Annotated in this window: 16 protein-coding genes; 5 read left to right on the forward strand and 11 right to left on the reverse strand. The window is 70.0% G+C overall.

The annotated features are described in order from the left end of the window. Positions 1–68: 68 nt before the first annotated feature. The 3 genes from ABH927_RS07545 (at position 69) to ABH927_RS07555 (ending at position 3848) form a co-directional block, all read left to right on the forward strand. On the forward strand, positions 69–2837 hold the full coding sequence (locus ABH927_RS07545; RefSeq protein ID WP_370019337.1) for a BTAD domain-containing putative transcriptional regulator: 2769 nt from the start codon (positions 69–71) through the stop codon (positions 2835–2837). Between the two features lie 446 nt (positions 2838–3283). Next, positions 3284–3514, forward strand: a complete 231-nt coding sequence (locus ABH927_RS07550) for a ribbon-helix-helix domain-containing protein (RefSeq protein WP_370019339.1) — start codon at positions 3284–3286, stop codon at positions 3512–3514. 10 nt (positions 3515–3524) lie between these two features. Beyond that, positions 3525–3848, forward strand: coding sequence for a type II toxin-antitoxin system PemK/MazF family toxin (locus tag ABH927_RS07555; RefSeq protein ID WP_370019341.1), 324 nt, complete (start codon positions 3525–3527; stop codon positions 3846–3848). A 10-nt stretch (positions 3849–3858) separates the two neighbouring features. Here ABH927_RS07555 and era read toward each other — a convergent pair whose 3' ends face one another. The 7 genes from era to ABH927_RS07590 all read right to left on the reverse strand — a co-directional run bounded on the left by era (position 3859) and on the right by ABH927_RS07590 (position 9471). Further along, the gene (gene era / locus ABH927_RS07560) at positions 3859–4779 is read right to left on the reverse strand and encodes a GTPase Era (RefSeq protein ID WP_370019343.1); all 921 of its coding nucleotides are present in this window, start codon (positions 4777–4779) and stop codon (positions 3859–3861) included. A 1-nt stretch (position 4780) separates the two neighbouring features. After that, positions 4781–5116, reverse strand: coding sequence for a cytidine deaminase (locus ABH927_RS07565; RefSeq protein WP_370019344.1), 336 nt, complete (start codon positions 5114–5116; stop codon positions 4781–4783). Beyond that, complete coding sequence (locus ABH927_RS07570; RefSeq protein WP_370019346.1) at positions 5113–5778, reverse strand: hypothetical protein; 666 nt, start codon at positions 5776–5778, stop codon at positions 5113–5115. The genes ABH927_RS07565 and ABH927_RS07570 overlap by 4 nt, the downstream gene beginning before the upstream one ends. A gap of 479 nt (positions 5779–6257) precedes the next feature. After that, entirely contained in the window at positions 6258–7556 is a 1299-nt protein-coding gene (locus ABH927_RS07575) for a hemolysin family protein (protein WP_370019348.1), read from the reverse strand. Continuing rightward, positions 7553–8029 (reverse strand): rRNA maturation RNase YbeY, encoded by a 477-nt coding sequence (gene ybeY, locus ABH927_RS07580; RefSeq protein WP_261585944.1) that lies wholly within the window; start codon positions 8027–8029, stop codon positions 7553–7555. Before ybeY ends, ABH927_RS07575 begins: the two co-directional genes overlap by 4 nt. Positions 8030–8054: 25 nt before the next feature. Beyond that, complete coding sequence (locus ABH927_RS07585) at positions 8055–9074, reverse strand: PhoH family protein (protein ID WP_370019350.1); 1020 nt, start codon at positions 9072–9074, stop codon at positions 8055–8057. Between the two features lie 52 nt (positions 9075–9126). After that, positions 9127–9471, reverse strand: coding sequence for a histidine triad nucleotide-binding protein (locus ABH927_RS07590; RefSeq protein ID WP_370019352.1), 345 nt, complete (start codon positions 9469–9471; stop codon positions 9127–9129). Between the two features lie 259 nt (positions 9472–9730). Between ABH927_RS07590 and ABH927_RS07595 the strand changes: the two genes are divergently transcribed. Together ABH927_RS07595 and ABH927_RS07600 are read left to right on the forward strand one after the other, a co-directional pair. Continuing rightward, complete coding sequence (locus ABH927_RS07595) at positions 9731–10210, forward strand: SigE family RNA polymerase sigma factor (protein WP_370019680.1); 480 nt, start codon at positions 9731–9733, stop codon at positions 10208–10210. After that, positions 10207–10854, forward strand: coding sequence for a hypothetical protein (locus tag ABH927_RS07600; protein ID WP_370019353.1), 648 nt, complete (start codon positions 10207–10209; stop codon positions 10852–10854). Before ABH927_RS07595 ends, ABH927_RS07600 begins: the two co-directional genes overlap by 4 nt. Before the next feature lie 3 nt (positions 10855–10857). On the opposite strand, the gene ABH927_RS07605 is transcribed toward ABH927_RS07600, so the two are convergent. The 4 genes from ABH927_RS07605 to hrcA are packed head-to-tail and all read right to left on the reverse strand — an operon-like array spanning position 10858 to position 14158. Further along, the gene (locus tag ABH927_RS07605) at positions 10858–11223 is read right to left on the reverse strand and encodes a VOC family protein (protein ID WP_370019355.1); all 366 of its coding nucleotides are present in this window, start codon (positions 11221–11223) and stop codon (positions 10858–10860) included. 34 nt (positions 11224–11257) lie between these two features. After that, positions 11258–12001 (reverse strand): 16S rRNA (uracil(1498)-N(3))-methyltransferase, encoded by a 744-nt coding sequence (locus tag ABH927_RS07610; RefSeq protein WP_370019357.1) that lies wholly within the window; start codon positions 11999–12001, stop codon positions 11258–11260. A gap of 9 nt (positions 12002–12010) precedes the next feature. Beyond that, on the reverse strand, positions 12011–13144 hold the full coding sequence (dnaJ, locus tag ABH927_RS07615) for a molecular chaperone DnaJ (protein ID WP_370019359.1): 1134 nt from the start codon (positions 13142–13144) through the stop codon (positions 12011–12013). After that, complete coding sequence (gene hrcA / locus ABH927_RS07620) at positions 13145–14158, reverse strand: heat-inducible transcriptional repressor HrcA (protein WP_370019361.1); 1014 nt, start codon at positions 14156–14158, stop codon at positions 13145–13147. Between the last annotated feature and the right edge of the window lie 7 nt (positions 14159–14165).

The raw sequence follows: 14165 nt of genomic DNA on the forward strand, positions 1-14165 counted from the left end.
TCTTGGGGCAGGTGAAGGTAACAACCCCGGATGGCAGCCCCGTACCACTGCCCCCTATCAGGAGGCGGGTGCTGTGTGCGCTGCTGGTCGCCGGTGAGAACGGGTTGTCCGTTGAAGCGTTGGCTGAGGCGGTGTGGGGCGACGACGACGTCCATGCCCATGGGGGGCCGCTGAAAGCGATCATGTCGATGCTCCGGAAGACTCTGGGACGAGAACGGATCCCGCTCGGCTCGTCGAGCAGGTATCGGATCGCCCTCGACCTCGACGACCGCCTCGACCTGGAGGAGTTCCGCGCCCTGACCCGTGAGGGCGCGCGACTGGTGACGGCCGAGGAGCACGCCGCCGCGGCGAAGCTGCTGGGGCAGGCGGTGAAACTGTGGGGTGTCCCGCCTCTGCCGGACCTGCCGGATCACTACGGGGTCCTGTGGGACGCGCGGCAGGACCTGCTGGGTGAGCGGCGGGATGCGCAGCTGGCACTGTGGGAAGCCCGTCTGCACCTGGGCGAGAACCGGGATGTGGTGAGGGAGGTCCGTGGCGAGTTGGCCGACGACCCGCTGTCGGAGGCGTTGCACCGGCTGGTCATGCTCGGCCTGTTCCGGTCCGGGCAGCGCATCGAGGCGCTCCAGCACTACGCCGCCGCCGAGGAGCTGTTCAAACGGGAAACGGGAAGCCGGCCGGGCGGGAAGCTGCGGCGGCTGCGGGATGCGATCGACGCCGACGACGACGTGGACGGCACGACACCGGCCTCGCCTGCCGTACAGATAGTGCCTGCCCAGTTGCCGCCGGCCCTTTTCGACTTCACCGGCCGCGAGGCCGACACGGCGGTCCTGGTGGAGTGGCTCACCCCCGCCTCCGACACGACCGCACTGCCGGTCGTGGCTGTCTCCGGGCCTGGGGGCATCGGTAAGTCCGCGCTTGCGGCGCACGTCGCGCACAAAGTCCGCGCCTCCTACCCGGACGGGCAGCTGTACGCCCACCTCGCCGGCATGTCGGGCCAGCCGCGGCAGGTGGGTGATGTGCTGGCCGAATTCCTGCATTCGCTCGGTGTCCGCGGTCTGATGCCCCGCACGGCGTGGGAGCGGTCTGCGCTGTTGCGGTCTTTGCTGGCCGGGCGGCGCGTCCTGCTGCTACTCGACGACGCGGGGCCGATGCACCAGGTGCAGCACCTGCTGCCGGGGACGGCCGGGTGCGCGGTCATCATCACCTCGAGGATTCACGCCGCGGACGCGGCGTCGCGCCACGTACGGCTGCACCCGCTGCCGCACCAGGAAGCCGTGGATCTCCTTGGTGAAATCGTCGGCCCTGACCGGGTCGCGGCCGAACCGGACGCCGCCGCCTCCGTCGTGGAGGCGTGCGGAGGATTCCCGCTGGCGATCCGGGTCGCGGGGGCGCGGCTGTCGGCCCAGCCGTACTGGAGCATGGCCTACTTTTCCGGCCTGATGGGCGAGAGGGTCGCAGACGCGGACGGTGTTGAGCTCAGTACGAGAGTCGCGGCGGACAGCTACGGGGCGTTGGGCGGGGACGCGCAGCGGGCGTTCCGCGCAGTGTCCTTGGTCGGTCAGGGGGACTGGCCGAGCTGGGTCGTGGCCATGCTCCTCGGCGGCGGCGGCGGTGACGGTGACGGTGACGGTGACGGTGAGAGGCTGGTGGAGTTGCTCAGCGCCCACAGCCTGATCGCGCCCGCCGGTGTGGACGGGATGGGGCAGCCGCGCTACCGGCAGCATGACCTGCTCCGCTCCTACGGCGCGGCGAGAATCGCCAGCGACGTCGGTGAACGGGACGCGGCCACGCGGCGGCTGGAGCTGGGCTGGCTCGAGCTGGCTGACCGTGCCGACTCCCACATTCAGCCTGAGCCTCACCACCCGCCCACCCAGCGGCACGGCACGTCGCTGTACGCCCCGGCCGCGGCGTCCGCCCTGATCGACGCCGACGCGCGCGGCTGGTTCGACATCGAGATCAACAACATCCTGGCCGTGATCCGGCTCGCAGGCCAGGAGGGGCAAGTAGATCGGGCGGTAGGGCTCGCCCTCACGGTCAACTCCTACCTGTTCTGGGCACGGCGGGACGGGGACGCGGAAGACATGTGGCGGGCCATCATCGAGGCCGCCACCGCCGGCGGGCATGCGGGGTTGGCGGCGGAGGCGCGTCTGCGGATGGCGACACTGATCAGCCGGTTGCCGGGCGGGGCGAAGCGTTCGATGTCCATGTTCGACAAGTGCGTGCAGGTGTTCGATGACCTGGGGGACGGGCAGGCCCTGGCCCGGTCGTTGGCTGCCCGGGTGTTCTCCATCTGGATTCTCACCACCGAGAACCGTGCGAGCCCGCACAGTGGCGCCTTGCTTGAGCGGGGTGTCGCGGATTCGGTTCGCGGGCTTGAAGCGGCTCGGACGGCGGGCGACGCCTACACCGAGCTGGCGTGCGTGCGGTCCCTCGGACTGATGCATGCCTGCCGGGGAGATTTCGCTCAGGCGACCAGCCTGTGCGAGGAGTCGCTGGGCATGGCCGCCGGGATCGGCGCGCGCACCGGGCAGCGGGCCTACGAGGCGTACACGATGCGCCTGCTCATCCTTGTACGGCTCGCCGCCGGGGACTTCGAGGAAGCTCTGGCACTCGCCGGGCGAGGCCGGGAGCTTGTGCGAATGTTCGGGTACCCCGCGGGCGAGGCCTCGTTCGAGGAGCAGGCGGGCGAAGCGTTGAGTGGGCTCGGCCGCCTCGCGGAGGCGGTGACACGGTACGGGGCGGCCGCGGACCTTTATTCGGAGGATCTGGCCCCGTACCACCGGGCTCGTTGTCTGGAAAAGCGGGCGTCGGCCGCGGCACGCTTGGTGTCACTTTGAGACCCAGTCAGTCTCCTCGGCGGTGAGCGCGTCAGCGTGGAGTGCCGCGATGGCGGCCTGGGCCTGGAACTCGCCCAGAGGCGCCGCGGTAGTGCTTGAGCAGCAAGTACTTGGCCGTCGTGTTTCTCCTCGGTGCTGGTGCGACCCATTGTGGTCGCGTTCATTGCGGGGACGGAGCCGGTCACGGGTTCTCGACATCACCGTCCGAATCTTCTGGGCTCTCGTAGATGAACCCGGGTGAGCCGTCTCGCGGTGTCCGGGTCCACGCCGTGGCGCAAGGGTGAGAGCGTCGAAGATCAGCAGCGACCAAGCAACAGGGCCGCTCGAAGGGGTCGGCTCGTCCGCAACGACGCGAGCCCTCGCGATGTCGGCAGCCAAGGTAATCACGCTGATCGCCTGCCGCGCCGGGTAGCCTGGTCGGTAGCACCCTGGGTAGGATCCCTGGTATGAAGCTCAGTGTCAGCCTCCCCGAAGAGGATGTGGCGTTCCTCGACGAATACGTCACGCGCCATGAAGCTCTGTCGCGGTCCGCCGCCCTGCACGATGCCATCAGGCTCCTCCGCGCCGTGTCCCTCGAAGAGGAGTACGTGGCGGCCTTTGAGGAGTGGGACGCCGGCGAGGACGCCTCTGTCTGGGACGCCACCTCAGGCGATGGAATCTCCGATGCGCCGAGGTGACGTCTATTGGATGGACTTCGAGCCGTCGCAGGGCTCCGAGGCCAACAAGACCCGTCCCGGCGTGGTGGTCAGCAATGACGCCGCCAACCGCGCCGTCGAACGGAGCGGCCGGGGCGTTGTGACCGTGGTGCCCGTTACGACGAACATCGCACGGGTCCTGCCGTTCCAAGTGCTGCTGCCTGCCAAGGAATGCGGGCTCGCGAAAGACTCCAAGGCCCAGGCGGAGCAGGTCAGGTCGATCGCGCCGGGCCGGCTGCGCGAGCGGATCGGCCATCTGCCCACGCCCGTGCTCAAGAAGCTCGACGAGGCGCTGCGCACCCATCTCGCCTTGTGATCAGTTGTGATCAGTCGTAGAAACCGAGGCGGCGGAGTTGTTTGGGGTCGCGCTGCCATTCCTTGGCGACCTTGATCCGGAGGTCCAGGTAGACCCGGGTGCCGAGGAGCGCCTCGATCTGCCGGCGGGCGCGAGTGCCCACGTCCTTCAGCCGGGCGCCACCGGGGCCGATGACGATCGCCTTCTGCGACGGCCGCTCCACGTACATGAACGCGTAGACGTCGAGCAGGTCGTCACGGCCTTCCCGGGGGGCCATCTCCTCGACGACCACCGCGATGGAGTGGGGCAGCTCGTCGCGGACCCCTTCGAGCGCGGCCTCCCTGATCAGCTCGGCCACCAGGATCTGCTCGGGCTCGTCGGTCAGCTCGCCCCCGGCGTACAGCGGAGGCGACTCGGGCAGGCGCGCGATGAGCTGGTCGGCCAGCACGTCGAGCTGCTCGCCGCTCTCGGCCGACACCGGGATGATCTCCTCGAAGTCCGTCAGAGCCGACACCGCGAGGAGCTGCCCGGCGATCTGCTCGCGGGACGCCAGGTCGCACTTGGTCACGACGGCGACGACCGGGGTCTTCTTGACCGCCGCGAGCTTCTCGACGATGAACCGGTCGCCCTTGCCGATCGGCTCGTTGGCCGGGACGCAGAAGCCGATCACGTCGACCTCGGTCAGCGTGGAGAGCACGAGGCTGTCCAGCCGTTCGCCGAGAAGCGTGCGGGGCCGGTGGAAACCGGGAGTGTCCACGATCACGAGCTGGGCGTCGGGCCGGTGCACGATCCCGCGGATGGCCCGCCGGGTCGTCTGCGGCTTCGACGAGGTGATGGCGACCTTGGTGCCGACGAGGGCGTTCATGAGGGTTGACTTGCCGACGTTGGGCCTGCCGACGAAGCAGGCGAATCCGGCTCGGAAATCAGCGTCCCGGCGGGGATCGGCGTTCACGTTAGATGTACCGGCCCTTCAGGGAGCCGTCCGGGCCCGCCAGGAACAGCGTGCCGTTGCCGAGGTCCTCGATGACGGCTAGGTCGTCCTCGGCCGGATCGTCGGCGTCGGTGACCAGCGCGGCGGCCTCCAGCGACCGCGCCCCGCTCGACACGGCCATTGCGACCGCGACCTGGATTGCCGAGAGCTGGAGCGAGGGCAGCGCGACGCCGGTCGCGGCGTACGTCCGCCCGGTCTCGTCGCGCACGGCGGCCCCCTCGGGTGAGCCGTTGCGGGCGCGGGCCGAACGGGCCAGCGTGATGATCTTGATGTCCTCAGGGTCCAGCGTGTCTGTCACGGCTCAAGGTTACCGACCTTACGGGCCAGCACCCTGGTCAGCTCCGCCGTCCGGCCCGCGTCCGGCGGGTTCAGCCCCGCGTGGACGAGCGCGATGAGCGTGTGCCCGGCGCTCAGGACCACCAGGTGCATCTCGTACGGATATCCCGCGACTCGTCCGGCGAGGCGGCGGGCCTCGGCATCCTGCCCGACGTATCCGAGGGCCAGGCCGGAGGCCGACAGGCGGCTGCCCGCCCCCGGAGCTCCGCCGTCCGCCGTGACGCACTTCGCCATCGCCTCGCGGAGCTCACCGAGATGGGCGGCGGCCCCGTCGCCCGCGTACACCGCGAGCCCGACCCCGGCCAGCTCCCCGACGTGCTCGCCCTCGTAGGTCGCCGAGGTCGTGCCGATGAGGCCGTCCCGGGGCGGCTTTCCCCCCGCCGCGTCGAAGAGCGTGCGGCAGGCCCGGACGCGCGGCCGGAAGGGCGGCCTCCAACCGCTCCGCGCCCGGTCCGAGAACCCCTCGGGCAGGTCGTCCATGGATCCGAGAACGGCACGCGGCCCGGCCGCCGCCGCGGTGGACGTCCCGCGGATGTGGATCGTCCTACCGGCCCCACAGGCCCCCACCGCGGTCAGGCCCAGCGCGCTCACGCCGACGATGACGGTCGCATGGAAGATCCGCATACCCGTCTCCCGTGGTCGGGGGCCCCGGTGTTCCTTCCCCCAAGGAGTGGGTCGCAATCGGCAAACATTCGACCACCTAGCGTAACGGCAAGGGCTCTCACCCGGTCGGCACGGGTGAGAGCCCTTACGACCCCCAAGGGGGGTGCCGGTGCGCCGCGAACCCCTCCCGGCGCGCCGGACCTCCCCTTCCAGACGCCCCGAACCCCTCCCGGGCGTCTGGAGACAACAGTGGCCGAGACGACTTGCAGAACGCTTAAAGTACGCTTGCCGCGCCCGCCCACCTAGACCTAGGGGCTTACAAGCGGCGTGGCCCACCCTGGTGCGGTGACCACCGAGCTCGAGCGGCGGCTGGGCGAATACGTCGGCCAGGGGCGCGCTCATGCAGCTCGCCCCTTGTCACCGATCGCCACCCCGAACAGCCCCTGGACGACGATGAACAGGCGGGCGTAGGGCTGTTTCGCGGCAAGGGAGGCCTGCCGCTACTCCTGCTCGGCGGCCCCGGCGACGGCCTCTTCCTCCGCCTCGGAGGGATCGGCCCGCCGCACCACCACGGTGCTGATCTGGTTGCGGCGGCCCGCGAGATTCTCCGCCGTCAGGCGGAGCCCGCCGACCATGGCCTCGGAACCGGCGATGGGCACACGGCCGAGCGCGTGGGCCAGCAGGCCGCCCACGGTATCCACGTCGTCGACCTCGATCTCGGTGCCGAACAGCTCCGCCAGTTCGTCGACGGGAAGGCGGGCCGTCACCCGGACCGCGCCGTCGTCGAGCCACTCGACCCGGGGGGCCTCCTGGTCGTACTCGTCGGCGATCTCCCCGACGATCTCCTCAAGCACGTCCTCGATCGTCACGAGGCCGGCGGTGCCGCCGTACTCGTCGATGACGATGGCCAGGTGGATCTGCCGGGCCTGCATCTCGCGGAGCAGCTCGTCGATCGGCTTGCTGTCCGGGACGTAGGTCGCCGGGCGCATGAGCTCGTCGACCCTGCCGCCCGTGTCGCCGGTGTCCTGCATGCGGCGGACGATGTCCTTGAGGTAGGCGATGCCGACGACGTCGTCCTCGTTCTCCCCGACCACCGGAATGCGGGAGAAGCCGCTGCGCAGGGCCAGCGAGAGCGCCTGGCTCAGGCTCTTGCCGCGCTCGATGAAGATGATGTCCGTGCGCGGCACCATGACCTCGCGGACGAGCGTGTCACCCAGCTCGAAGACCGAGTGGATCATCTCGCGCTCGTCCGGCTCGATCACGCGGCGCTGCTCGGCCAGGTCGACCAGGTCGCGCAGCTCGGCCTCGGAGGTGAACGGCCCCTCCCGGAAGCCGCGGCCCGGGGTCAGCGCGTTGCCGAGCAGGATCAGCAGCTTCGGCAGCGGGCCGAAGATGCGGGTCAGGCCGTACACGATGGGCGCGCTGGCGAGCGCGACGGGCTCGGCGTGCTGGCGGCCCAGCGTGCGCGGCGAGACGCCCACGATGACGTAGCTCACCAGGATCATGACCCCGGCGGCCACGGCGTAGGCCTGGCCGCGGTCGCCGAGCCAGTCGATGAACAGCAGCGTGGCGATCACTGTGGCGATCAGCTCGCAGCTCAGCCTGAGCAGCAGCAGGAGGTTGAGGTAGCGAGGGGGGTCGGCGACGATCGCCCGCAGCCGCAGGGCGCCGCGGCGCCTCTCCTTGACGAACTCCTCGGCCCGCACCCGGGAGATGCGGGTCAGCGCCGTCTCGGCACTCGCCAGCAGGCCGCCGATCACGATGAGGATGACGGCCGAGAACAGCCAGCCGTTGTTCACGGCTTCCGCCGCACCTCCCGCCACGCCTCGAGCAGCTCGCCCTGCAGGCCGAACATCTCGGCGTGTTCCTCGGGTTCCGCGTGGTCGTAGCCGAGCAGGTGGAGGATGCCGTGGGTGCAGAGCATCTCCAGCTCGTCCTGAGCGCTGTGGCCGGCCTCGGCGGCCTGCTTGGCGGCCACCTGTGGGCAGAGCACCACGTCGCCGAGCAGGGCCGGGTCGGGAGAGGAGTCCTCCTCGCGGCCGCCGCCGGAGTTGGGCCGCAGCTCGTCCATCGGGAAGGCCAGCACGTCGGTCGGGCCCGGCTCGCCCATCCACTGCTCGTGCAGCTCGGCCATCGCCGCCTCGTCGATCACCAGGATCGACAGCTCGGCCAGCGGGTTGATACCCATCCGGCCGAGGACGTGACCGGCCAGCTCCACGAGGGCCGACTCGTCGACCTCCACGCCGGACTCGTTGGCCACCTCGATGCTCACCGGATCTCCTTACCTGAGCGCTCGCTCACCGTCTGCTCCTGGAGCGCTTGGCGATCGCCCGCGGCTCCGACGCCATCGCCGCGTCGTATCGCCCGTAGGCGTCGACGATGTCGCTCACCAGCTTGTGGCGGACCACGTCTGCGCTGGTCAGCATGCTGAAATGGATGTCGTCGATGCCTTCGAGGATGCCCTGGACGACCTTGAGCCCGCTCTCCTGGCCTCCGGGAAGGTCGATCTGGGTCACGTCACCCGTCACGACGATCTTGGAGTTGAACCCGAGGCGCGTCAGGAACATCTTCATCTGCTCGGGCGATGTGTTCTGCGCCTCGTCGAGGATGATGAACGCGTCGTTCAGCGTGCGCCCGCGCATGTACGCCAGCGGCGCGACCTCGATCGTCCCGGCGGCCATCAGGCGCGGGATCGAGTCGGGGTCCAGCATGTCGTGCAGCGCGTCGTAGAGCGGCCGAAGGTACGGATCGATCTTCTCGTAGAGGGTGCCCGGCAGGAAGCCCAGCCGTTCCCCCGCCTCGACGGCGGGCCGGGTCAGGATGATCCGATTGACGTGCTTGTTCTGCAGGGCCTTCACGGCCTTGGCCATCGCCAGATAGGTCTTGCCGGTGCCCGCGGGCCCGATGCCGAAGACCACGGTGTGCTTGTCGATCGCGTCGACGTACCGCTTCTGGTTGACGGTCTTCGGGCGGATGGTCCGTCCGCGCGCGGAGAGGATGTCGAGGGACAGCACCTCGGCCGGGCGGTCGGTCTTCATGCGCAGCATGCCGATGCTGCGCTCGACGGAGTCGGGCGTCAGCTCCGCGCCCGACGTGACCAGCTCCACGAGCTCCTCGAAGAGGCGCACGACGACGCCGCTCTCCTCGGGGCTGCCCGTGATGGTGATCTCGTTGCCGCGCACGTGGATGTCGGCGCGGAACGACTTCTCGATGACCCGCAGCAGCTCATCGCGCGACCCGAGCAGGCTCACCATCGGCTGCCCCTCGGGGATGACCACCTTGGCCTGGGTCTTGTTGAATTCGTGTGACTCGGACATGGGCGGCCCTTACGGCCTGCTCGCCTCCCTAGTTCCCCATCATGCTAGCCGCTCACCCCGGTGGCCACGCGAGGTCTCTGCCGCCCAGAACGTGCGCGTGGACGTGGGAGACGGTCTGCCCGGCGCCCGGCCCGGTGTTGAACACCACCCGGTAGCCCGAGCCGGCCACGCCCTCCTGGACGGCAACGGCGTGACACGCCTTGAGCAGGTCGTCCGCGAGGCCGTCGTCGGCCTCGGCCAGCGCCGCCGCGTTCTCGTGGTGGGCCTTCGAGACGACCAGGACGTGCGTGGGCGCCTGCGGGTTGATGTCGCGGAACGCCAGCGCCCGGTCGGCCTCCAGGACGATCTCCGCGGGGATCTCCTTGGCCACGATCTTGCAGAACAGGCAGTCGGTCACGAGCGAAAGCGTAGCCGTTGCCAATCAGTGATGACGTTGAAAGATCCCCGCAAGTAATGTTGGTGTGCGACACTGCAGCGAAAAACTCCCTACCGAAAACCCCCCTAGTGTCGGGCGAGGACACCACAGGGTCATGCCCCCTAATCATTCGGAAGAACGTAAACCCCCCGGGGATGACGAGCGTCCTACTGAGGTGACCACCGAGACCCTCGTGGCCGACAGGTCGTTGGGGACGGTGCCCGTCGGGTGGGATGCCGACATGGCCGTTACGGCGCTTTACAGCGCCCACTATCGGTCACTGGTGCGTCTCGCGGTGTTGCTGGTCCGTGATGTGGCCAGCGCGGAAGAGGTCGTGCAGGACGCGTTCGTCGCCATTCATGGGGCGTGGCGTCGGCTGCGGGACACCGACAAGGCACTGGCCTACCTACGCCAATCGGTCGTCAACCGCTCGCGCTCCGTGCTGCGCCACCGCGCGGTCGTCGAGAAGTACGCCCCGAAGGGGCTTCCCGACGCGCCCAGCGCGGAGAACGGCGCGATCGGCGAGCTGGAGCGCTCGGCGGTCATCGAGGCGCTTCGCGGCCTGCCCACCCGGCAGCGCGAGGCGCTGGTGCTGCGCTACTACGGTGACCTGTCGGAGGCGGAGATCGCCAACGCGATGGGAATCAGCAAGGGCGCGGTGAAGAGTCACACGGCCCGCGGCATGGCCGCACTACGGATGGCACTGGAGCAGTTCTCATGACCTTCCCCCCCGACGACGAGTACGGCGAGCTGCTGCGCCGTGCCATGCGCGCGGAGGCGGACTCGGTCGTGCCGTCTCCCGAAGGACTGAACATCATCCGCGGCCGCATCGAGAGACGCGGCCTGCGGGGCCTGTTTTGGTGGCGGGTCGGAGCCTCCGTGGCCGGGGCCGTCCTGGTGGCGGGCACGGTGATCATGCTCGTTCCCGGCCTGCGCACGCAGGTGGGCCAGAGCGCGGGCATCTTCCAGGTCGACAACGACCATGGGCTTCCCGACACGTCGTTCACCCAGCGTCCGCCCGCGACGCCCGCACCCAGCCTGTTGATCACCACCAACGGGACCGCGCGCGGTCAGGCGCCGCCCGCCCCGACGCACAAGGCGGGCTCGACCTCCAAGCCGGCGCCGTCTTCGACGCCGAACCCCTGCGCGTCTCCCGACGCCACGACGGGAGTCGTCGAGCCGGACTCCACGGCCTCGCCCTCGTGCCCTCCGAGCGAGACCCCGCCACCTCCGGCGCCCACGCCCTCGACGGCCACCACGCCGCCCCCGGCGCCGACGCCTTCACCGACCCCGACGCCTACGCCTACGCCTTCGCCGACCGACGCGGTCACGGTCAACTCCGCCTCGGAGACGCCGGCGCCGTAGGGATCACTCTTTCTGGAGCACCGAGAGGATGTTGCCGGCCGGGTCCTTGAACCAGGCGATGGCCGGTCCGCGCGCGCGGAAGATCCCCTTCTCGTCGACGCCCTCGTAGGTCTCGAAGCGGATTCCGCGCGCCGCGAGCTCGGCCACGGCGGCTTCGATGTCGTCGACCGGGAAGTTGAGGATCGTGAACGTCGCCGGCGTGTGATCGGGCTTTGGGTAGACCAGCGTGTCCCGGTCGCCCGCGAGGTGCAGCGTGAGCATCCCGTGCTCCTCGGAGACCCGCAGACCGAGCGTCTCGCCGTAGAACCGCCTGGCCTCGGGGATGTCGTCCACGGAGAATCCGCTGAACGCCCTGCTGTTCTCTAACATCGCGCTCCCCTCACCGACGACTTCACCGACGACTTCACCAGCGCCCGCAACGGGACAGCAGCACGGCGGCCGCCGCCACTCCGGCCGTCGAGGTCCGCAGCACCGTCGGCCCCAGCAGGGCCGGTACGGCGCCGGCCGCCCGGAATCGGGCGATCTCGTCATCGATGATGCCGCCCTCGGGGCCGACCACGACCACGATGTCACCCTTCTCCGGCGGTGTCAGACCGCTCAGCGGTTCGGCGGCCTCCTCGTGCAGCACGATCGCGAGCGCCGCCCCGGAGATGAGCGAGGCCACCCCGGCCGTCGTGGCCTGCTCGGCCACCTCGGGAAGGTGGAAGCGGCGGGCCTGCTTGCCGGCCTCGCGCGCGGTGCTCCGCCAGCGGGCCAGGGCCTTGCCCGCGCGGTCGCCCTTCCACTGGGTGACGCAGCGGGCGGCGGCCCAGGGCACGATCACATCGACGCCCGCCTCGGTCATCATCTCGACCGCCAGCTCCCCCCGGTCCCCCTTCGGGAGCCCCTGGACGACGACGAGACGCGGCACGGGCGGGTCGAGGTCGTAGCGCCTGAGCACCTCGGCCGTGAGCGTGTCCTTGCCCACGTCGGAGACGACGCACTCGGCGACCCGGCCCAGGCCGTCCGTCAGGTCGATCCGCTCGCCGGGTCGGAGCCTCCGCACGGCCGCCGCGTGGCGTCCCTCCGGGCCGCCGAGGACGACCCGGCCGGCCCCGGGACCGGCTTCGAGATCAGTGGTGTCCGCCAGGAAGACGGGAACGCTCATGAACCCGCCTCAGCGGCCGTTGAACGCGTCTCTCAGGCGCGAGAAGAAGCCCTGCTGGCCGGGGGAGAACTTGCCCGGCGGCCGCTCCTCCCCGCGCAGCTTGGACAGCTCCCGCAGCAGCTCCTCCTGCGCCGGGTCCAGCTTGGTCGGGGTCTCGACGGTGACGTGGATCAGCAGGTCGCCCCTGCCGGTCTCGTTCAGCCGCTGGACGCCCCTGCCGTACAGGGGGATGATCTGGCCGGCCTGGGTGCCGGGCCGTACGTCGATCCCCTCGGCGCCGTCGAGGGTCTCGACGGTGAGCGAGGTGCCGAGGGCGGCGGCGGTCATCGGGATCTGGACCGTGCAGTGGAGGTCGTCTCCCCGCCGCTCGAAGATCTGGTGGGGCCGCTCGACGATCTCCAGGAAGAGGTCGCCGGGAGGGCCGCCGCCGGGGCCGATCTCACCCTCGCCCGCGAGCTGGATGTGGGTGCCGTCCTCGACGCCGGCCGGGATCCTGACCTTGATGGTCCTGCGGGTGCGGACCCGGCCCTCGCCGGAGCACTCCATGCAGGGGTGGCGGATCACGCTGCCGTACCCGCCGCACTGGGGGCACGGCCGCGAGGTCATGACCTGGCCGAGGAACGACCGGGTGACCTGGGACACCTCGCCACGGCCGTGGCACATGTCACAGGTGTCGGGGTGGGTGCCCGCCGCCGCGCCGGAGCCGTGGCAGACCTCGCACAGCACGGCCGTGTCGACGACCAGTTCCCGCGTGGTGCCGAACCCGGACTCGGCCAGGTCGAGCTCGACCCGGATCGTCGCGTTGCGGCCCCGCCTGGCGCGGGAGCGCGGCCCCCGGGCCCCGCCGGCCGAGCCGAAGAAGGCGTCCATGATGTCGCTGAACGGGAAGCCCGCCCCGAACCCGCCGGCTCCGGCCCCCGCCCCGCTGCTGAACGGGTCGGCGCCGAGGTCGTACATCTGCCGCTTGTTCGCGTCGGACAGCACCTCGTAGGCCTGAGTGATGTCCTTGAACCGCTCCTGGGTCTCCGGATCAGGATTGACGTCCGGGTGCAGCTCTCGGGCGAGACGGCGGTACGCCTTCTTGATCTCTTCCTGGCTGGCGTCACGGCGCACCCCGAGGGTCGCGTAGTAGTCCTTGGACACTTATGACCCCGCCAGGATCTGGCCGACGTAGCGCGCCACCGCGCGCACCGCACCCATCGTCACCGGATAGTCCATTCGCGTCGGGCCCAGCACTCCTAGCCGGGCCAGTTCCTTGTCGCCCGAACCGTATCCCGCGGCCACGATCGAGGTGCCGCGAAGTCCGGTGTACGGGTTCTCCGAGCCGATCCGGACGGTCAGCTCGGACAGGCCGCCGGTCTCGCCGAGCAGGCGCATCAGGACGACCTGCTCCTCCAGCGCCTCCAGCACGTCGCGCAGGCCGACGCTGAAGTCGGCCGCCGCGAGATTGGCGGTTCCAGCAAAAACGATCTTTTCCTCGTGCCGCTCGACAAGTGTCTCAAGAAGCACCGACAGGATCGTCGCCGCCACGGGACGATCCTCGGCGGGAAGCCGCTCCGGCACATCGGCGACGGTCTCCGGCACGCTGGAGAGGCCGCAGCCGTCCAGGCAGGCGTTGAGCACGGCGCGCAGGTGCGCGATCCGGTCGTCCGTAACCTCCTCGGGCAGGTCGACCACCCGCTGCTCGACCCGGCCGGTGTTGGTGATCAGCACGAGCATGACCCGCCGCTCGGCCAGCGGCACGATCTCGACGTGCCGGACCGACGACCTGGTCAGCGAGGGATACTGAACGACCGCGACCTGCCTGGTGAGCTGGGCCAGCAACCGCACCGTCCGCATGACGATCTCGTCGAGGTCCACGACCCCGGCGAGGAACGTCTCGATCGCTCTGCGCTCGGCGGCGGAAAGCGGCTTGACCTGCGAGAGCCGGTCGACGAACAGGCGATATCCCTTGTCCGTCGGAACCCTCCCGGCACTCGTGTGCGGCTGGTGAATGTACCCCTGCTCCTCAAGCGCGGCCATGTCGTTGCGGATCGTCGCAGGAGAAACGCCGAGATTATGCCTGTCGGCGAGGGCCTTGGAGCCCACCGGCTCGTTGGTGGACACGTAGTCCTCGACGATGGCGCGCAGCACGGCCAGCTTGCGGTCGTCGAGCAATGTGTCA

It is taken from the genome of Planotetraspora sp. GP83, from assembly GCF_041262585.1.
GTDB lineage: Bacteria > Actinomycetota > Actinomycetes > Streptosporangiales > Streptosporangiaceae > JAOEGB01.